This window comes from Gilliamella sp. wkB112 (genome assembly GCF_001690685.1).
Lineage (GTDB): Bacteria > Pseudomonadota > Gammaproteobacteria > Enterobacterales > Orbaceae > Gilliamella > Gilliamella apicola_J.
Genome location: NZ_LZGL01000018.1, coordinates 150,668 through 171,253, shown reverse-complemented (window position 1 = coordinate 171,253; position 20,586 = coordinate 150,668). Strand labels below are relative to the sequence as shown.

The following is a 20,586-nucleotide window of genomic DNA, read 5'->3' as shown; positions in this document are numbered from 1 at the left end:
ATTATGTATAAAACAATTTTTATTGAAAAAGGTCAAGGTGGCTGGGGTACGGGTTTTAGATTAACACCGACAACAGAAAGACATAAAGTTCTGTCAGTGACAGGTGGAGGGATCCATCCGGTAGCCAGTAAAATAGCTGAATTGTCTGGAGGTGAAGCGGTAGATGGATTTAAAAATGCCATTCCAGAAAATGAAATTATGTGTGCTATTATCGATTGTGGTGGTACAGCTAGAATTGGTGTTTATCCAATGAAAAAAATTCCGACTATTGATGTTATTCCGTCAGCACCAAGTGGACCATTAGCAAAACATATTACAGAAGATATATTTGTTTCTGGTGTAAAACCGGAAAATATTACACTTATTGAAGATAATAATGAACAATCAGCAACATATTCGCAAAGTGACGAACAACCGACACAGGCGGTTGAAGATCCACTTTTGGATCGTCAAAAATTCAAAGAAAAATATGCGCAAATAAAGGAAGAACATAAAGCAAATCAAAAAGAAGGATTTTTAATTAAATTATCCCGAGGCATAGGTAAGGCGATGGGGATTTTTTATCAAGCGGGCCGAGATTCAACCGATATGTTGATAAAAAATATAATTCCATTTATGGCCTTTATTAGTATGTTAATAGGTATTATTAACTATACAGGGATAGGAAATATTATCGCGACAACATTATCCCCTTTAGCCGGTTCATTATGGGGAATGATGATAATAGCCTTTATTTGTAGCTTACCATTTTTATCACCGATATTAGGTCCGGGAGCAGTTATTGCCCAAGTAATAGGCGTATTGATTGGTTCTCAAATTGCGATAGGGGCGATTCCGGTAGCTTATGCATTACCGGCTTTATTTGCGATAAATGCTCAAGCAGGGTGTGATTTTATACCGGTAGGTTTATCTTTGGGTGAGGCCAAACCAAAAACCGTGCAGTATGGAGTTCCGGCGGTATTATATAGTCGCATGATAACAGGGATATTAGCCGTTATTATTGCCTGGTTATTTAGTTTTGGAATGTATTAGTTAATCAAAGGAGTAGTCGAATATGGCTAAAAGTATAATTACTGAAATTGGTTCAATTGTTCCAGAATTCTAATCAGACATCAAAGCGGGTGATAATATTTGTTTTTAGATTTATAAAAATCAATCATTCCCTAAGGTTTTTAGGGAATGATTGTAATAATCACCTAATTCTTTATCTGATAACTAATAATCGTCCTTAAAAAGGATTAGGATCATCCTTCAATTTATCAAATAGAAATAACTCATTACGCCAATCTTTTACTTTTATATCTTTTTGCTCAGTTATATCATTGAGTTCATGTTGCATGTAATCATGCTTCACATCTAATTCAATTCCCATCCAATGACTTAATAAATATACTAATTGAAATCCAGATATTTGCTTATTTATTTTTTGTTGTTCTGTATTATTAGAATCGAAAAAGATAAAAGGAACTTGATAGCTATTTTGATATTCCCAATTATGTCTCAAGTCTTGGTATTGCTCAATATGCGCCAGCCCATGATCAGCAAAATATACAAGTGAATAATCTTGGTGGTGCTTTTGTAATATATTGATAGCTGAGCTCATAAGATCATCAGTTTCTTTAATACTACTCACATAACATGAAATATTTTCATTATTAAGATCAAATTGAACATCAAATTGTAATCTTTTACAAAAATGTGGGTGAGATCCAATAAGATGCATTACAATAAGTCTAGGTTTATCAGATTGTAAAGATACTATATTTTCTAATTCAGGAAGTAATAAAGTATCATTTTTATCTCGGGTCGATTTACCATTGTATTCTCCTTTCTTCGTATAAAAGGAGTTTTGAGCATAAGAAGCTATACGTGGTATGGTTATCTCCATTTTGCCTAATTTTCCTTGATTTGATAACCAATAAGTCTCAAATCCAGCTTCATTAGCAATACTAATAATATTATTATTTAATTGTGCATTAACAAGTTTGTTGTCTTCTGTAAAAATAGATTGACTAATCAAATGAGGAATCGATGCTTGAGTATTAGATGCTGGAGCAATTAAACCATCCCAAATGATACTAGCATATTGCTTGGTAAACGGAGTATTATCATATTTGAATCCATAAACACTCATATAATCTTTACGCACGCTTTCACCAATAATAATGAGGAAAGTTTTATGTTTTGGTTTAACTTTAACTATTGGAATATTATTTAATTGTTGTGCTTGTTTTTGTTGTTCTTGCTTTTCAGTAAGATAAATTTTGTTACTTGTATATAAATCAAAATAAAATTCAAAAAATGGGTATTTAAAACTATCTACTAAAATGTAAGGTATATTACTAAAATTACTTTTAATAATTATTTTGGCTGGTTTGTAGCAACTTACTATTAATGCACAAATTATTAGATATTTATTATTAATTTTTGGGAAATTACATTTGGAAAAAATGAAGATAAAACCTATAACTAATAATATAGTTATAACATAAAGATAAATCGGTAATTGGGTTAGATATTCACTGATCTCGTCAGTATCAGTTTCAGCGATAGAACTGATCACTGCAATATTTGGTGAACCATAATAGAAAGAAGTTGGGAAGTATAAAGCAGCTACAATAAATGATATACAAAATATCATGCGGCAAATAGTAAATCGTGCTAAAAAAATTAGTGAAAAATAGGTTAATAATATGCGATCAAATCTTTGCGGATAACCTAATAAATAGACCACTAATACTGATAAACCAAGGCAGATGAAATGTGATAGTAAATTTTCTTTTTTTATCATTGAATATTATTTTTATAGTATAATTATTATTTTAAAATAATTATAAAGTTAGCTAGATTATAAGCAATTAATTTTTTTGTATTTGTATACAGCATATCAATGTGGCTTCTATTTTACCTATTAGTCCATACTAAAACACTAGTCTGACCTGAAACATCTTTACAAAATATAAAAATATATTATTTCGAGGCACGTTTTAATATGGTGTTAGTTGGTTGTTTTTGTATATAGATCATACGGCTAATTAGTAGTAATGCCGCAATAGATAATCCCGTAATAAATCCAACCCAGAAACCGGCTACACCAATAGGTTTAATAATAATGTCTGTTAATCCAAGTATGTAACCAACAGGTAATCCGACAATCCAGTAAGACAGTAACGTAATAAACAAAATACTTTGAGTGTCTTTATAACCTCGAAGTACATTACTAGCAACGACCTGTAAGTAATCTGAGACCTGATAAATTGCCAGTAGAATGATAAGTTGTATGCAGATGGTAATTACGGGACTTTCACTGGTAAATAATCCAATTATAGGTGATTTAAAAACTACTAATATTAAGGCCACAATTACAGCCAAAGTTAAAGAAATTGCTAAACTAATATAAGCTGTTTGTTTGGCTAGAATTGGTTTGTTATTACCTAATGAGTAACCAACACGAATGCTGGTTGCTACCCCTAGTGATAATGGAATAGCAAAAGTCATGCTGCTAATGGTAAAAATAATTTGATGGGCTGCAACTGTGGTTTGCCCCAGAGGTGAAATTAATAAAGCAACTATAGCAAATAGGCTAACCTCAAAAAAGTAAGCTAGAGCAAGTGGTATACCTAATACAATTATTTTTTTGATGATAATAAAATTGATAAATTTGGTTACTGGTGTTTTACGCACATCACGTTGGCTGGCTGCAGTTAAAGTGTATAGTCTCATTAAAATAAACATTAACCAGAAAATAATTGCTGCGGTAATCCCACATCCCACACCACCAAAAGCGGGCAAACCTAATTTACCGTAAATGGTAATATAGTTAATAGGAATATTCGCTAGTAAGGCAATGAACATAATTACCATTGCTGGCTTGGTATTAGATAAACCTTCACACTGATTACGATAGACGAAAAATAACAAGAAAGCTGGCACTCCCCACATAATGGCGCGTAAAAAAGATACCGCGACGGCAACCATATCCGGATCAATTGGATGCTCAGCAGTACTTCTTAAGGTAATTAATATATCTGCATGATACAAAAACAGCATCATAATAGCCGATAAAATAACTGCTATTACTACCCCTTGCCGGGTATGTTCAGCTATTTGTTCTCGCTTAGCTGCGCCATTTAGGTTAGCAATAATCGGGGTTAAAACTGTAAGCAATCCTTGCCCAAATAAAATAGTAGGTAACCAGATTGATACCGCGATAGCCACTCCCGATAAAGCTGTAGCACTATAGTGCCCAGCCATCATGGTGTCGACAAAGGTAATTGCTGTCTGTGATATCTGAGCAATTAACACTGGTATAGCTAATTTAATAATGTTTTTAACTTCACGCCGATAATGCATTTTCATTAATTTTGTTTACTGTTGCACAGTACCCCATAAATCATATTCATCTGAATGTTCAATGTTGACTGGAACGATATCACCAACATTAACATTTTTTTCATCATTTAAATAAACTACTCCATCAATTTCAGGAGCATCGGCCATACTACGACCAATAGCTCCTTCTTCATCAACTTCATCAATAATCACATCTAAGGTTTGTCCAATTTTAGCTTGTAATTTTTGGGTAGAAATAGTTTGCTGTAATTGCATAAACCGATCAAAACGTTGTTGTTTGACTGCATCCGGTATTTGGTTAGCTAGTTCATTGGCTGCTGCGCCTTCAACTGGACTATATGGGAAACAACCAACTCGATCTAATTGTGCTTGCATTAAAAAGTCGAGTAATATTTCAAAATCCTTTTCAGTTTCACCTGGATAACCCACAATAAAGGTGGAGCGCAGGGTTATATCCGGGCAAATATCTCGCCATTTATGGATGCGTTCTAGGGTTTTATCAATTGTACCTGGGCGTTTCATTGATTTTAATACTGAAGGACTAGCATGTTGTAGTGGCACATCTAAATAAGGCAGAATTTTACCATCCGTCATTAAAGGTATTAAATCATCAACACTTGGGTATGGGTACATATAATGTAATCTTATCCAAATACCTAAACTAGCTAATTGTTCACACAAGGTTTGTATGTTAGTTTTTAATGGCATACCATTCCAAAAGTTGGTGCGATTGTTAATATCAACACCATAAGCAGAAGTATCTTGGGCAATAACTAATAGTTCTTTCACGCCACTGTCAGCTAAGCGTTTAGCTTCATCTAGCACATTACCGATAGGACGACTAGACATATCACCACGAAGTGAGGGAATAATACAGAAAGTACAACGATGATTGCAACCTTCGGAGATTTTTAAATAGGCATAGTGTTTTGGCGTTAATTTAACTCCTTGCTCGGGCACCAAACTAGTAAAAGGATTATATGCAGGTTTAGGTGCATATTTATTTACATGCGTAAGCACCGCTTCATAGCTGTGAGGCCCAGAAATTTCAAGCACTTTGGGATGTACTTTACGGATTTGATCTTGCTTAGCACCAAGACAGCCAGTCACAATTACTTTACCATTTTCATGTAATGCTTCGCCAATTGCTTCTAGCGATTCTTGTACGGCACTATCGATAAAACCGCAAGTATTAACAATGACTAGATCTGCATTGTCATAACTTGGTACTACTTGATAACCTTGAGTCCGAAGTTCAGTTAAAATACGCTCAGAGTCTACTAAATTTTTAGGACAACCAAGGCTCACAAATCCAATTGTTGGTGATGACATATTCATATTATTTATAATAGTGTTTTATTGTTATTGAGGTATTATTTGAGAAATCAATATAATTTATTCAGTTAAGATGTTAAATTAACAGAAATATTTTATCACATTTAAAATTAGATAAGATATAGATTTTGTATTTCTTTCCTTGTGAAATATGACTTTTACTCATTAACATTTTAATTCATCTACAATTAATTATTTTTATGATGCGACAGATTATTTATGCTATTCAGAAGTGTAAGGAAATTTATACTAACTTTGTACAACAATTAGTTAAATCAAAAAACAATAAAATATTATCACATGTAGATTTGGCTGATGATTATGTAAAAAAAAATAATTATCAATTAGCCTTTAAATATTATGATAAAGCAGCTAGAAAGGGCAATATTTATTCCCAAGTCCAATTAGGGCATTTCTATTACGATGGTAATAGTGCTATCGCAAAAGATTTTGATTTAGCTATTTATTGGTATAAAAAAGCTGCTGAGCAAGATGATATTGGAGCTCAAATTAATTTAGTCGATCTTTATCGTCATAAAAATCAACCTATAGATTCGGCTTATTGGTGTTTAAAAGTAGCAAATAAGGGGAATATTGATTTTCAATATAAAATGGCATGCTTTTTCGAGGAAGGCTATGGTGTTGATAAAAATATCGAAAAGTCATTTTATTGGAAAGAAGTGAGTGCTGAAAGAGGGAATGTTGATGCGCAAATTGATCTCGGAATACTATATTGGGATGGAAATGATTTTTTAGAACCTGATTTAACAAAAGCATTTTATTGGTTTGAACAAGCAGCACAACAAAATAGTTCTCAAGCACAGTTTTTATTGGGAGCAAATTTTTATGCAAAGGGACTTGGTGGTATTAATATAAATATAAAAATGGCTATTTATTGGATAAAACAATCAGCCAACAATGGTAATTCGTTAGCACAGTGTTATTTATCTCGTTCTTATATGATTGGTCATGGTGTTGAAGAAAATGCGGAACAAGCATTATATTGGGCAAAACTTGCAGCAGAACAAGGTGATAAAAAAGGGCAATTATATTTAGCTGAAGTTTATTATCATTGCTTTGAAGACTTTACTCAAGCATTTAATATCTTTAAAGAGTTGGCTCAACAAGGTGATGTTGAATCTCAGAGTTGGTTGGGTTATTTATATTTAAATGGTGAAGGTGTCGCTAAAGATATTGAACAAGCAAATTATTGGTATAAACTTGCAGCAGAACAAGGTAACGAAGAAGCAATTGAATATCTATCAGAGGTTTCTGAAAATTTCTAACAATTTAGTTTCAAATTCGGATGATAATAATAAAAGCCCTTATTAATAAGGGCAAAAATAGGAATTTATAATTTTATATTGTAACAACTAAGCTATTTTAAAGAACTAATCACTTCATCAATTTGGAGATCTAAACTTTCAGCTCCCCCTCCAGATAAATACCAAAGATCTGGTGTTAAATAAACTACATGTGTTTTATTTTTCTTTAACAGTTTTTGATCAAAATAATTAGTAGCCATAGCTTGCTGACCAATGGCCTTGCTACGGTCAACAACATAAATAATATCAGGTTTAACTTTACTGATAAATTGGCTATCAATGAACACTGGTTTAGGTCTTACTTTTGGATCAGGATTTGTTGTTGCTACTACTGGTACAGCCCGTTTTACTTTTAAAACATCATGAATAAGTGTCGCTGAAGAACTAGTATTAATCAGGATCATCTTGCCATCATTATGAATAGCGACAATTGCTTTTTTATGACTTGCCTGAGTAACAGATTGAGCATTATTGATCTTAGTATCAAGTGATTGAATCAAATTAGAAGCAGTTTTCTCTGTTCCTGTGATATTTGCCAACACATTAATATGATTTTTAGTTGATTCAAGATAATTTTTTCCATCAACACTTAAATTAATTACTGGAGCAATTTTAGAAAATTCTTCTGCTCTTTTGGCTTGTCGACCATCAATAATAATTAATTCAGGTTTAGCTTGTTTTATGGCATCAATATTAGGTTCTTTCATGTTCCCTGTATCGGTAATATGAGCATTACTATATTGCTGTAAATATGAAGGAATAACAGATAATGGAGTACCTACAACTATCGAGCCTTTTCCTAATGCATCTAACGTATCCAATGCACCATAGTTCATGACGACAACTTTTTTCGGCGATTTTGGTACTACAACGGTTTGACTTTCTGTGGTTACTGTCAGCGTATTAGTTGACTGGCATCCAGTTAAAACCAATATCAGTGCAGCAACGCCAGTTAACAGTAATTTTCTCTGTTTATTCATCTTTTACCCTCTATTCGCTATTAAGAATGATAATTATTATTATTTAACTTTTAATGTTTGTCTATAAATAAATAATATTCCGTAAAGATATTGATAATTATTCTCATATAGTGTACTGTTCTTCAGCCCATTAATTTGATAAATATCAATATAAATAATAAGGTTATAGGAAATGATACAAAATAGAAAATTAAAATTAGCAAAACATATGCTTAATTCAAGCATTCTACTTTCGTTATCTACGACAGCGATGGCTGCAACTAATCCCGATATTGATACCATGGTAGTAACTGCTTCAGGATTTTCACAACAAATTAAAGAAGCTCCGGCTACAATTTCAGTAATTACCCCAGAAGAAATTAGCAATAAGCCTTATCGGGATGTGACTGATGCACTAAAAGATATACCTGGTGTGACTATTACTGGTGGTGGTGATGCAACAGATATTAGTATTCGAGGTATGGATGCTAAATATACAATGATTTTAGTAGATGGCAAAAAAATTAGTACTCGTGAAACTCGCCCAAATGGCGATAATTCAGGATTTGAACAAGGTTGGTTACCGCCTTTGACAGCGATAGAGCGTATTGAAGTGGTGCGAGGACCAATGTCATCTTTATATGGATCAGATGCGATGGGCGGGGTTATTAATATCATCACCAAAAAAGTATCAAACAATTGGCATGCAGGATTACGACTAGAATCGGTAATGCCTTATCACTCTGACGAAAAAAATACTTATACTAGCAGTTTTTCAACGATGGGCCCAATTATAGATGATATTTTAGGTATTCAACTTTATGGGCAATATTCTAATCGTCACGAAGATAGGTTTTTGAACGGTCATGCAGAACAAAAATTGCGCAGTTTAAATGGTAAATTAACGTTAAATGCCACAGAAACACAAACATTTGATTTTGACTTCGGACGCGCTCTGCAAAATAGTAAGGCTAGCCCGAATAAAACACGTACAGTTAAGCAAGGAGTTTTCGAGCGTGATAATCATCGTAATTCATTTGCTTTAACGCATAATGGGTTATTTAACGATGTGTCTACTACCTCCTTTGTTGCATATGAGGAAAATAATAATCCAGACCGTAAAATGAAGATTAGAAATACTGATTTAGATAGCCGAGTAACCATTCCATTTAGTATCAATATGCTTACTGTTGGGGGAAAATATAATTATCAAGAATTACATGATAAAGGTAATAAACTGGAAGGTGGTATAACTAAAATTGATCGTTGGAACTATGCATTATTTAGCGAAGATGAATTGAGTATTTTGGAAAATTGGAATTTGACTTTAGGTTTACGTTATAACAAAGATGAAAATTATGGAAGTAACTGGAATCCAAGAGTTTATAGTGTATGGAATATCGATGATAACTTTACTTTAAAAGGTGGTTACTCAACTGGTTATGCGACGCCAAATTTACGTTCAGTAGTATCAGATTGGGGCCAAGGTACTGGGGGATGGAAGTATGATGGTATAGTTCTGGGAAATCCAAATTTAAAACCAGAAAAATCTAATAATTTCGAAATAGGTATTGGTTATACTAATGACTATGGTATTGATGCTTCTGCTACCGCATTTTATACTAAATATAAGGATAAAATTCAAACTCAAACAATTTGTCAGGGTGATGCTGGCAGTAAAAAATGTGGAATTGCAGGTGTTAAAAGAAAATATGATTTAGTTCAAACCCGAGAAAATGTCGATAAAGCCGATCTTAAAGGTCTTGAACTTTCATTCAAAACTCCTTTATTTACCAATTTTTCATTAAGTTCTAATTATTCATGGACTAAGACTGAACAAAAAAGTGGAGTTAATAAAGGTAAACCTTTAAATCGCACCCCTAAGCAAAAGTTCAATACTCAACTTGATTGGTATATTACTAACCAATGGGATTTATGGACGAAAGTGGCTTATTATGGTATAGAAACAACAACCAACCGTGATGGCAAAAAAACAGAGTATCCGGGCTATACTTTCTGGGATGTAGGTGCATCTTATAATATTAATAAGCAGGCAAAAATTTATGCAGGTGTTTATAACTTATTTGACAAAGATGTAAGTAACGAGGATTTTGGTAAAACCCTTGAAGGTCGGCGTTACTTTGTCGGTACTGAAATTAATTTCTAATCATTTTGGCTTTAACGTTTAATTATAATTAATTAAAGGTATTGTTTTTTTAGTTAAGGTGATAGTTACAACTGTTACCTTTTTTATAATTTGGTTATTAATTTAGATACTTACTTATGGTAATATTTAAGTCCTTTAAAATTGGAAAAGAATATAAATCAGATAATCATTATCAATTTCATATTAGGATATTTTTTGAATATTCCAAACATTTTAAAATATAGCTATTTGAACTCAAAAATCTATAGGAAGTAATTGATAGATGACTACGATTTTATGATGAAAACCGATTTTTAGAATGGTACATCAGGGTGGATTCGAACCACTGATCCCCACCTAAATTACGATTTGAGCGTGAGGCACATATACCCTTTAGTATAAACTTTAGTTGATTCTTCATAAATGAGCAGATAATGTAAGTATTTCGTGAAAGGTTGGTCGGTATTCAATCAGAAAATTACTCATGATACCTATTTCATCCCTGATAGCAGAAAAGACTTACTTAAATAACCGGCATCAACTTGTGTAAAGTGAACGACGCTTTTATTCTGCTTAGTCGCTTTTTCCGGTATTCTGTGAACAATATATGGGCTTAAAACATGATCACGACTATCTTGCCTCTCTTCATACTAATAATATTTTATTATCTTAATTATCATAAATATAATGTCAGTTTTCTTTAAAAAAACGCTGTAATATCACTATGGTAGATTATCACTAATGTAAAATGGTGTTTATAGCTTTTATTCGTTTTCATCTGTATGATAATACCTATCTAAGACCGGTTATTCTGATAGTAAAAAATCACTGATAAAAAAACAAAAATATAAATAAGTGTTATAAAGGTATTGAGAACAAAATGAGTAATAATTTAATTTCTTGTTTACAAAGACATTTAGACAAAAATACTAAATTGCCCTTGTACCAACAATTTGTTGATATTATTAAAAAACAAATCACTATAGGTATCTTAAAGAAAGGAGACTTTTTGCCAAGTGAAAGAGAATTTACTGAACAACTAGATATTTCACGTATTACTATTCGTAAAGCATTAGCACAATTAGAAAAGGAAAGTGTTATAGTCCGAACTCGAGGTTATGGTACATATGTTAAAGGTTCATTTGAATACTCACTTAAAACCCTTAAAGGATTTTCTCAGCAAATTCATATACGTGGACAAAAGCCTAATACTATATGGGTCAATAAACAGTTGATTAAAGCTTCTCCAGAAGTGGCAAAGTATCTTAATATTCGTAGTAATGAAGATGTTTTTATGTTAAAGCGTATTCGTTATATTGACGATTATCCGGTATCGATAGAGGAATCATTTGTACCTAAAACGTTTATTGATAATATTGATGATATTCAATTATCTCTGTATAGCTTCTTTCACAGCCGAAACATTATTCCCATGCATGCTAAAAACTGGGTATGTGCGAGTATGCCCGATGACGAATTTAAACAAGTTATGTCATTAAAAGAGTTAGTTCCTGTTTTGGTTATAAAACAACAAGTATTTGATGTAAATAATAATCCTATTGAATATAGTATCAATCATTGTCGTAGCGATATGTATGTATTCACATCGGAAGAATAAAGATAGTTATTAGTGTTATTGTAATATGAATTTTCTAATTAGCTGATTAAGACAATACTAATGTTTTTTATAGCTAGTTGAAAGAAGAAATAATAGAATAGATAAGGTGAATTGATTGCAAAATAGTGATATTAAAAGGGGGAATCCCCCCCTTTGGTTTAGGATTGTCGTGTTTAGTAATAAATGAATAACTTCTTTTAAATATAATTATAAATAATGTACTACAATTAAATAGATTAATGTCTAATGTGTTTAATCAGTTGTTCTTTAGTTGGTGAACAATCAGCACCTGATTGACCGACGACGTAAGAGGCTACAGCGTTACCTAATAATACCGCATCCGCTAGAGACCAATTAGCAGATAATGCAGCTAAAACACCACCTGCATGGTTATCTCCTGCGCCTATAGTATCGATCACTTTGACAGGAAATATATCGGTCCATGTTTGTTCTTCTTTTTCATAGCAATAGGCACCTAAACAATCTAATCGAACTATGATTGGAGTTTCATACATATCGAACCACATTTTAGCAAAATTTTGTACAGAAAGTTTAAGATCTGATGATTGAGTATTTAATCCAAGAAATTGAGCTTCCTGGCGATTAACCGATAAAATAGGTTTAAATGCGAATAATCGAGTTAATATTTCTTTATTTAGCTTGGAGATTCTTGGCCCAAAATCAATAAATAATGTAAAAGGTATCGTTAATGATTCTAACCAATCTAGAATGGTTTCGCCCGTATTACTAGTTAACTGATAACCAGATAAATAGATTAGAGCATCTTTTTCAATTTTAAGTTGATTAAGTATTTCCCAATTCCATGTATTTTCAACTCCTTCTATTGTTAAAAATGTTCTTTCGCCAGAAGGCTCTACTAAAGCCAGACACCAACCATTATCACCATCAGGATTAGATAAAACGGATGATATATTATGATATCCCATCATTTGACTCACTTCATTTGCCCAAACACCATTACCAATTGGTAATGCGTTATATGAATTCAACTCTAGCCTTTTTAACATTAAAGCAATATTAAAAGCACATCCACCGATATGTCTTTCATGTTGAGACAATGAAATATCTTCACCTGAGTGAGGTAATCTTGGTGTTTTCATGACTAAATCGATAATGGCAGCACCAAGAACGCAAATTTGCCTTTTAGTTTGTAATGCACCAATTTGACTAATCAGTTGACGGGTGATCATCAGTTAACTCCTTTAGCTGTCTTAATCGAGAAAGTTGTTTGCTGTAATGAGTAAAATCAAGTTGATTAGCCTCGTCTAATTGTTTTTTCCAGTGTGGATTGATACTTTCAATTCCATTTAAAGCTCCGCAAATTGCTGTTGCCATTGCACCAATAGTGTCGGTATCTCCACCTAAGTTAGCACACAATATTGCGCATTGATTAGGATCAGTTTGTGCAATTTCAACCATAGCTATTGCAGCAGGTACAGACTCTATCGTATTTGTTCCTGCTCCAATAATGTTATAAATGTCGGATAAACGAGATTCAATACCAATCGGCTTTTGAGCTATATCTAATCCAAGTTGGATTCGTGATGACATAGAAGGACTAAATGTTGTGATTTTTTGCTGTTGAGCAATATTAGCAACAGTTGAAATACCTAATTTAATTTGTTGCCAAGTACAATTATCAATAGCTTTAGAAATGGCCCATGCAATTGCTACAGCACCTGCAATGGCGATGTCTGATTTATGGGTAGGGCTTGAAGCTAGAGCTATTTGTTTAATAAAATGATCCAAATTCTTAGTTGATAGAAGACAACCTAATGGTGAAACACGCATCGCTGCACCATTAGTTGTTCCATTATTTTCCAATGATTCAATTGATCTACCTTTTATTATTTCATTAAGTGCAATTTTAGAGGTTGGACCTAGAACATTCTTATTAAAAGCATCGAATTCTTGCGCCCATTTCATTATATTTCGAGCAATGATGGTGGGGGAAATTTCACCATTACATTCGATAACCGCATCAGCTAAAGCGAGAGCCATTGAAGTGTCATCGGTAAATTCGGCCTGTTTGAAATAACATGCAGCGTTATTTTCTTTAGGTCCTGGCAAAAAAGTTTCAATCCAACCGAAATAGGATTGGACCTTAGCTCTTGGCCATAACTCTGACGGCATTCCCATTGCGTCGCCAAGCGCTTGTCCATATAACGTACCTAATATTCGATCTTCTTTTGAAATTGACATGATATCCTCTTGTTTCGTAATCTATATAAAAAGTGTTTAAATTAGTTTAATTTTGGTTTGAATCTACTAATTATTAATATTATTAATTATTATTTTTTATAGGTTCAATGTCGCGTTTTTCTCTAAAGAAAAGTAAGAAAATTAAGGTGATGATAACAATCATTATTGCACCAAATCCCCACATTCCGCCCCAATTGAAAGTCAAACCTTTTTGTGGTGTGTCATATTTAAAGAAATATTCCATCATGGTTCCACCTAGATTATATCCAACTAAACTACCGAAACCTTGACAGCAAAGTGTAATTAAACCTTGAGCCGCCGTTCTAATTTCTGGTGGTGCTTTTTTATCAACATAGACATAAGCTGTGACAAAGTAAAAATCGTAGCTAACACCGTGCAGTAAAATCCCAATGAATAAAAGGCTATAGATAAAGTAATTATCAACACCACCATAGATAAAGAATCCATAACGAATTGCTGCGGTGGTTAATCCGAGTAATAATACATTTTTTATTCCATATCGTTTCATAAATAACGGTAAACAAAGCATAAATAATATTTCGGAAACCTGACCTAGTGATAGCCATCCAGTCGCATTTTTCATTCCAATCTCAGAAAGATAGCCATTAGAAAAGGTATAATAAAAAGCTAATGGAATGCAAAATAGGAATGAACAAAAAGCAAAGGTTCGAAAGTTTTTGTCTTTAAGTAGGATAATAGCATCTAAACCTAAAATCACTTTTAAGCTAATTTTTCCTGTACTTTTTGGAGGTGTATTTGGCAAACATAATGCAAATATGCCTAGCAATGCTGAACTTAACGCGGTAATAATGAGTGGAATATTGGAGGCAGATATATCGCCAAAACCAAGCCAACCAGGTAAAAAACCACACGCAATCCCTGATGCGATCCAACCAATTGTACCTAATACTCGGATACGAGGAAAATAACGTTCTACATCACTCACATTTGAAAATGCTATTGTGTTAGTTAAAGCGATTGTTGGCATATAAGTTAAAGTATATAACAGCAACAGAGGGAAAAAGAGTGTAAATGTTGTTTGTTGAGCAGCAATGTACATAAACAGAGCACCAACTAGACATAACACTGAGAGTACTTTTTGTGCTGCAAAATAACGGTCTGTAATTGACCCAACAATAATGGGAGAAAAGATAGCTGCGATGGCAGTACTTGCATAACATAAACCTATTTGTGATGCAGAAAAGTTATGAAAACTTAAAAATTGCCATAAAGGGACAAACCATGCTCCCCAAATAAACCATTCTATAAACATCATAGAAGAAAGTTTGATATTTATTTTATTCATATAACCCTCATTTGTTTGTTATAGTTATATATAGGTTATATAAAGGTATTATGTTTGCAATGAAATTAATGCAAGAATGTGATCTAAGTAACATTTCTTAGATGATTTAATGACCTGAAAGTTTGCCAACAAAAAATATTTTGCATCATCGAAAATCGTGGATATTTTTTTGAATATTCCAAACATTTTAAAACATAGCTATTTGAATTTAAAAATCTATAGGAAGTAATTGATAGATGATTATGATTTTATGATGAAAACCGATTTTTAGAATGGTACGCCCGGGTGGACTCGAACCACTGACCCCCACCATGTCAAGGTGATGCTCTAACCAACTGAGCTACGGGCGTATATTTGAAACACGCAAATATTAGCTGTCAAATGATATTCTATCAAGTAAAAAAATCAAAAATAGCCTGTTTTTTAATCTGTCGCACAAAATTGATTACAAAATAAACATTATGGGGAGTAAAAATTAGTTGTATTTTATTATTACCTTCCATCTTTATGAATAATTGTAGCTTAAGTGCATTATATTTTTATTTAGAATATAAAATAAATATACGCTCACAGTGGTTTGTTAGGGGTAATTTAGCTATACTCACCGCTTACATTGAGAGTTACGTGTTAGGTAGGTATGTCAATAAAAGATCAGATTGACGATGTTTTGCATAATGTTTTTGGTTATAAATCATTTCGTAACCAACAAAAGGAAATTATAGAAGCCATCATTGATGGTCACGATACATTAACGATTATTCCCACAGGAGGAGGTAAGTCATTATGTTATCAAATTCCTGCAGTTTTATTGCCTAAAACAGCACTAGTAATATCACCACTAATTTCATTAATGAAAGATCAGGTTGATCAATTATTGGCTAATGGTATAACTGCTGCTTACCTTAATGGAACTCAGTCACCATCTCAACAACAACAAGTTATTGAACAATACTTAGATCATAGTATCAAGCTTCTATATATTTCACCGGAACGATTAGCTGTTTCATCTTTCTTTAAATTAATTGAACAGACGCCACCTTCACTAATTGCCATTGATGAAGCCCATTGCATTTCACAATGGGGGCACGATTTTAGGCCTGATTATCGCCAACTAGGGCAACTTTCTACTCGTTTCCCTAATGTTCCTATTGTTGCCTTAACCGCCACCGCCGATAAAATGACTCAGGCTGATATTATTACTCAACTAAACTTAGTTGATCCTTTAGTCGTAGTCCGTAGTTTTGATCGTCCCAATATTCGTTATACCGTGGTGGAAAAATTCAATCTTACTGAGCAAGTGGTATCTTTTATTGAAACTCAAAAAGGTAATAGTGGTATTGTGTATTGTTCAAGTCGTTCTAAAGTTGAAGATATGACTACCCGATTAGCTGCACGGGGATTTTCGGTAATCGCATATCATGCCGGATTAACCATTAATGAACGTCAGCAAGCACAGGAAGCATTTTTAAAAGATAATATTCAAATTATTGTTGCAACAGTGGCTTTCGGCATGGGAATTAATAAACCTAATGTTCGTTTTGTTATTCATGCTGATTGCCCGCGCACTATTGAAGCTTATTATCAAGAAACCGGGCGAGCAGGGCGTGATGGTGTGCCAGCTGAAGCTGTATTATTGTTTAATAGCAAAGATCTTAATTGGTATCATCGGCAAATAGACAACAAAATCGAAAGTAATCATAAACAAGTTGAATTGCATAAGATTAATGCCATGGAAGCATTTGCACAAAGCTTAACGTGTAGACGTATAGTATTACTTAATTATTTCGGTGAAAATCACACCGAACCTTGTAATAACTGTGATATTTGTCTTTATCCTCCTGAATATTACGATGGTTTGGTTGATGCCCAAAAAGTTTTGTCATGTATTTACCGGGTAGAACAACGCTATGGCTCGCAATATATTGTCGATGTTTTACGTGGTTCCTCACGTTCACAAATTAAAGAGAATGGTCATAATAAATTATCTGTTTATGGTATTGGTAAACAACATGCAACTGATTACTGGCTCAGTGTAATAAGGCAATTGATTCATTTAGGTTATATAAGTCAAAATATATCAACATACACTACGTTGCAATTAACAGAAAAAGCTCGACCATTGCTTAGAGGAGAGATCTCTTTATCACTTTCTAAACCACGTTTGGAAATTGTCAAAAAGAGCCGCTTAAATCGTTATGCAAGGGCAATTAATATGACCACCATATTATCTTACGAGGAACGTATCTTATTTAATAATCTAAAACGATTACGTAAAGATATTGCAGATGTAGAAGATGTAGCCCCGTATATTATCTTTAGTGATGCGACTCTCCTTGAAATGGTGCAAACCATGCCAGAAAACAAAAAAGAATTACTTAATGTTACAGGTATTGGTACGAAAAAACTCGAAAAATATGGCACCTTATTTTTAGATGAAATTAATAATTTCATGATTAAAAATAGTTAATTTCAAAAAAATAATCTAAAACATTAGCTTTTGTAAGCAAAATAGTATAATTTTTTAAGTCCACAAATAATTAACAATTATAAATATGGAGTTTTTTTATGTCACCAATGACCGACATGCCACAAATGCTAGCATTAGTTATACTACTAATTATCCTCTTTCTTGGCGATGTTGTATCTACTCGTACTAAAGCTTGGATCCCATCAATGTTTGTGTGTGCGGTGCTCTTCCTTTTTGGGTACTGGACTTTTTTCCCAAAAGATATTGTAGCTAGATCAGGTATTCCCGACGTTGTAGCTGTGATGTTTATGTATTTATTAATTGTTAACATGGGGACTTTGTTATCAGTAAAAGAGTTATTGCGTCAATGGAAGACTATTTTAATATCATTAATGGGTATTATTGGCATAATTTTGATAACGATTGTCATTGGTTATTTATTCTTTGATTATAATATGGTGATTGTGGCTATTCCACCGTTAGTTGGTGGTATTGTTTCGGCAATTATTATGGCTCAAGGTGCAACTGATGCTGGATTAAATAATTTGGCAGTGTTTGCAATTATTATCTACGTAATGCAAGGATTTATTGGCTACCCACTAACTTCAATAATGCTGAAGCGTGAAGGTCGTAAAGTGCTGCAAAAATACCGTGCCGGTACTTGGTCATCAGCTGAGGATGACCAAGCTAATATAAAAAGCAAAGCAGAAGTTGTAACTGACGAAAACCCGATGCCACAGTTATTTGCTAAAATTCCTGCTAGTTATAACTCAACATATTTTATTTTTTTACGCATTGCAATTATGGGATTTTTAGCCTATTTATGCTCAACAATTCTAAAACCAATTGTAAATATTAGTCCATTTGTATTGTGCTTATTATTCGGGGTAATTGCCTCATCAGTTGGTTTTTTGGAACGGCATCCGTTGAAGAAAGCTGGTGGTTTTGGTATTGCGGTCATGGGACTAATGCTCTTTGTTTTTAATACTCTTAGCAAAGCAACACCACAAATGGTTGTTGAACTTATTATTCCACTAATTGTATTTATTTTAGCCGCTGTGGTGGGGATGTTTATTTTTTCTGTTATAGTAGGAATGGCTCTGAAAGTAAGTAAAGAAATGGCATTTTCCATTGCTTTGACTGCATTATATGGATTCCCTGCCGATTATATTATTACCACTGAAGTCATTAATAATTTAACCAAAGATCAGGCTGAAAAAGAGGTACTTACCAGCCACATGTTACCGCCAATGTTGATTGGTGGATTCATCTCAGTAACCATTGTATCGGTAGTGCTTGCTGGGATAATGGTTAATATGATTGTCGGTCCTTTAACACCAGTTCATTAAATGGATGATTTCGCCAATTAGAATTAAAAAGGTATTAAAATGATAAATCAAAATATTAAAACACTAATTAAGCAGAATATTGCTGATATGGTTACTTTTCGTCGTGACTTACATCGTCACCCTGAATTACCATGGGAAGAGTTTAGAACCACAGATAAAATCGCTGAACAACTAGATAAAATTGGGATTCCTTATCGTCGTACAGAACCCACTGGTCTTATTGCTGAAATTCAAGGTGGTAAACCAGGTAAAAGAATATTATTACGTGCTGATATTGACGCATTACCAGTACAAGAATTAAATAATAATATAGATTACAAATCCACGATTGATGGCAAAATGCATGCTTGTGGACATGACACCCATGCCTCAATGTTACTCACTGCAGCGAAAGCGTTATATGCTATTCGTGACCAATTAAAAGGTAATGTTAGATTAGTGTTCCAACCCGCAGAAGAAATCGCGCAAGGAGCCAAAGGCATGATCAAGCAAGGTGTGCTTGAAGGTGTTGATAGTGCTTTTGGTATGCATATTTGGTCGTTAATGCCAGTTGGCAAAGTTTCTTGTGTGGTTGGATCTAGTTTTGCTTCCGCTGACTTATTAACTGTGCGCTTTAAAGGTAAGGGCGGTCATGGTTCAATGCCGCATGATACTATTGATGCCGTAATGGTTGCATCCGCGTTTGTAATGAACGTACAAGCGATCGTCTCTCGCGAAATTGCTCCCCTTGATCCAGCCGTTGTTACTATTGGACGCATGGATGTAGGAACTCGTTTTAATGTTATTGCGGAAAATGCAGTTCTTGAAGGCACAGTGCGTTGTTTTAATGTTGCTGTCCGTGACAAAATCGAAGCTGCAATTCGTCGTTATGCGAATCAAGTTGCTTCAATGTATCGTGCTACTGCCGAAGTTGAATATATTTATGGTACTTTACCGGTACTAAATGATAAAGAAAGCGCTTTATTAGCTCAAAAAGTAATTGTTGAATCCTTTGGTGAAGATACTCTTTATTTTGAACCTCCGACTACTGGTGGTGAGGATTTTAGTTACTACACTGAAAACATTCCCGGTGCATTTGCGTTAGTGGGTTCGGGTAATCCAGATAAAGACACCCAATGGCCTCATCATCATGGTTGTTTTAATGTTGATGAAGATGGCATGAGTTTAGGTGCCGAATTATATGCACAATATGCGTGGGCTTATTTAAATCAAGATTAACTATTAATTAGGCTACGTTATAAGCAATACAACTAACCTCATTTTATGTTACAATGTCGCATGATTTATGTGATGTTGTAACAATAGTTTACTAGAATAGTGTCAAGTTATAAGCAAAAATTTTATTAGTTGCAATACTATAATAATATACTTAATTTAAAATACTTAATCTACAAGCCTCTAAAGTTAATGCTAAATAAAAATACTATGCATTACCGTTAATTCTTTACATTTCTTAACAAATTTCCATAAGCTTATATTTGCAT

The 20,586-nt window shown here is 33.5% G+C and carries 14 protein-coding genes and 1 tRNA gene; 7 read left to right on the top strand and 8 right to left on the bottom strand.

Annotation, left to right across the window (positions count from 1 at the left end; genetic code table 11):
- The first annotated feature begins 3 nt into the window (after nt 1-3).
- Nucleotides 4-1,032: a PTS glucitol/sorbitol transporter subunit IIB gene (gene srlE, locus A9G12_RS10375; RefSeq protein WP_065565023.1), complete on the top strand. Its 1,029-nt coding sequence runs from the start codon at nt 4-6 to the stop codon at nt 1,030-1,032.
- A gap of 196 nt (nt 1,033-1,228) precedes the next feature.
- On the opposite strand, the gene A9G12_RS10370 is transcribed toward srlE, so the two are convergent.
- From A9G12_RS10370 to rimO, 3 genes are all read right to left on the bottom strand, one after another.
- The gene (locus A9G12_RS10370; RefSeq protein WP_065565774.1) at nt 1,229-2,791 is read right to left on the bottom strand and encodes a phosphoethanolamine transferase; all 1,563 of its coding nucleotides are present in this window, start codon (nt 2,789-2,791) and stop codon (nt 1,229-1,231) included.
- Nucleotides 2,792-2,970: 179 nt separating this feature from the next.
- Nucleotides 2,971-4,353: an MATE family efflux transporter gene (locus A9G12_RS10365; protein ID WP_065565786.1), complete on the bottom strand. Its 1,383-nt coding sequence runs from the start codon at nt 4,351-4,353 to the stop codon at nt 2,971-2,973.
- A gap of 15 nt (nt 4,354-4,368) precedes the next feature.
- A complete protein-coding gene (rimO, locus tag A9G12_RS10360; protein ID WP_218056633.1) occupies nt 4,369-5,685 on the bottom strand; it encodes a 30S ribosomal protein S12 methylthiotransferase RimO in 1,317 nt (438 codons plus the stop codon).
- Between the two features lie 203 nt (nt 5,686-5,888).
- Between rimO and A9G12_RS10355 the strand changes: the two genes are divergently transcribed.
- Nucleotides 5,889-6,974, top strand: coding sequence for an SEL1-like repeat protein (locus tag A9G12_RS10355; protein ID WP_065565772.1), 1,086 nt, complete (start codon nt 5,889-5,891; stop codon nt 6,972-6,974).
- 92 nt (nt 6,975-7,066) lie between these two features.
- On the opposite strand, the gene A9G12_RS10350 is transcribed toward A9G12_RS10355, so the two are convergent.
- On the bottom strand, nt 7,067-7,993 hold the full coding sequence (locus A9G12_RS10350; RefSeq protein ID WP_065565771.1) for a siderophore ABC transporter substrate-binding protein: 927 nt from the start codon (nt 7,991-7,993) through the stop codon (nt 7,067-7,069).
- A gap of 172 nt (nt 7,994-8,165) precedes the next feature.
- Here A9G12_RS10350 and A9G12_RS10345 point away from each other — a divergent pair, with 172 nt between their 5' ends.
- Both A9G12_RS10345 and A9G12_RS10340 read left to right on the top strand, forming a co-directional pair.
- Nucleotides 8,166-10,139 (top strand): TonB-dependent receptor domain-containing protein, encoded by a 1,974-nt coding sequence (locus A9G12_RS10345; RefSeq protein WP_065565770.1) that lies wholly within the window; start codon nt 8,166-8,168, stop codon nt 10,137-10,139.
- An 859-nt stretch (nt 10,140-10,998) separates the two neighbouring features.
- On the top strand, nt 10,999-11,736 hold the full coding sequence (locus tag A9G12_RS10340; RefSeq protein WP_065565769.1) for a GntR family transcriptional regulator: 738 nt from the start codon (nt 10,999-11,001) through the stop codon (nt 11,734-11,736).
- A 236-nt stretch (nt 11,737-11,972) separates the two neighbouring features.
- Here the strand turns inward: A9G12_RS10340 and A9G12_RS10335 are convergent, their stop codons facing one another.
- The 4 genes from A9G12_RS10335 to A9G12_RS10320 all read right to left on the bottom strand — a co-directional run bounded on the left by A9G12_RS10335 (nt 11,973) and on the right by A9G12_RS10320 (nt 15,636).
- Complete coding sequence (locus A9G12_RS10335; protein ID WP_065565768.1) at nt 11,973-12,947, bottom strand: PfkB family carbohydrate kinase; 975 nt, start codon at nt 12,945-12,947, stop codon at nt 11,973-11,975.
- On the bottom strand, nt 12,925-13,959 hold the full coding sequence (locus A9G12_RS10330; RefSeq protein ID WP_065565767.1) for an ADP-ribosylglycohydrolase family protein: 1,035 nt from the start codon (nt 13,957-13,959) through the stop codon (nt 12,925-12,927). The genes A9G12_RS10335 and A9G12_RS10330 overlap by 23 nt, the downstream gene beginning before the upstream one ends.
- Nucleotides 13,960-14,041: 82 nt before the next feature.
- Nucleotides 14,042-15,286, bottom strand: coding sequence for a nucleoside permease (locus A9G12_RS10325; protein WP_065565766.1), 1,245 nt, complete (start codon nt 15,284-15,286; stop codon nt 14,042-14,044).
- A 273-nt stretch (nt 15,287-15,559) separates the two neighbouring features.
- Nucleotides 15,560-15,636: transfer RNA gene (locus A9G12_RS10320), tRNA-Val, on the bottom strand.
- Nucleotides 15,637-15,923: 287 nt separating this feature from the next.
- Here A9G12_RS10320 and recQ point away from each other — a divergent pair.
- The 3 genes from recQ to A9G12_RS10305 all read left to right on the top strand — a co-directional run bounded on the left by recQ (nt 15,924) and on the right by A9G12_RS10305 (nt 20,320).
- Nucleotides 15,924-17,753, top strand: coding sequence for a DNA helicase RecQ (gene recQ, locus A9G12_RS10315; RefSeq protein WP_065565765.1), 1,830 nt, complete (start codon nt 15,924-15,926; stop codon nt 17,751-17,753).
- Nucleotides 17,754-17,869: 116 nt separating this feature from the next.
- Complete coding sequence (locus A9G12_RS10310) at nt 17,870-19,102, top strand: hypothetical protein (RefSeq protein ID WP_065565785.1); 1,233 nt, start codon at nt 17,870-17,872, stop codon at nt 19,100-19,102.
- 39 nt (nt 19,103-19,141) lie between these two features.
- Nucleotides 19,142-20,320: a M20 family metallopeptidase gene (locus A9G12_RS10305; RefSeq protein ID WP_065565764.1), complete on the top strand. Its 1,179-nt coding sequence runs from the start codon at nt 19,142-19,144 to the stop codon at nt 20,318-20,320.
- Nucleotides 20,321-20,586: the final 266 nt, after the last annotated feature.

Coding starts and splice junctions, on each gene's coding strand:
- srlE (WP_065565023.1), top strand. CDS start 4: ATGTATAAAACAATTTTTATTGAAAAAGGTCAAGGTGGCTGGGGTACG.
- A9G12_RS10370 (WP_065565774.1), bottom strand. CDS start 2,791: ATGATAAAAAAAGAAAATTTACTATCACATTTCATCTGCCTTGGTTTA.
- A9G12_RS10365 (WP_065565786.1), bottom strand. CDS start 4,353: ATGCATTATCGGCGTGAAGTTAAAAACATTATTAAATTAGCTATACCA.
- rimO (WP_218056633.1), bottom strand. CDS start 5,685: ATGTCATCACCAACAATTGGATTTGTGAGCCTTGGTTGTCCTAAAAAT.
- A9G12_RS10355 (WP_065565772.1), top strand. CDS start 5,889: ATGATGCGACAGATTATTTATGCTATTCAGAAGTGTAAGGAAATTTAT.
- A9G12_RS10350 (WP_065565771.1), bottom strand. CDS start 7,993: ATGAATAAACAGAGAAAATTACTGTTAACTGGCGTTGCTGCACTGATA.
- A9G12_RS10345 (WP_065565770.1), top strand. CDS start 8,166: ATGATACAAAATAGAAAATTAAAATTAGCAAAACATATGCTTAATTCA.
- A9G12_RS10340 (WP_065565769.1), top strand. CDS start 10,999: ATGAGTAATAATTTAATTTCTTGTTTACAAAGACATTTAGACAAAAAT.
- A9G12_RS10335 (WP_065565768.1), bottom strand. CDS start 12,947: ATGATCACCCGTCAACTGATTAGTCAAATTGGTGCATTACAAACTAAA.
- A9G12_RS10330 (WP_065565767.1), bottom strand. CDS start 13,959: ATGTCAATTTCAAAAGAAGATCGAATATTAGGTACGTTATATGGACAA.
- A9G12_RS10325 (WP_065565766.1), bottom strand. CDS start 15,286: ATGAATAAAATAAATATCAAACTTTCTTCTATGATGTTTATAGAATGG.
- recQ (WP_065565765.1), top strand. CDS start 15,924: ATGTCAATAAAAGATCAGATTGACGATGTTTTGCATAATGTTTTTGGT.
- A9G12_RS10310 (WP_065565785.1), top strand. CDS start 17,870: ATGCCACAAATGCTAGCATTAGTTATACTACTAATTATCCTCTTTCTT.
- A9G12_RS10305 (WP_065565764.1), top strand. CDS start 19,142: ATGATAAATCAAAATATTAAAACACTAATTAAGCAGAATATTGCTGAT.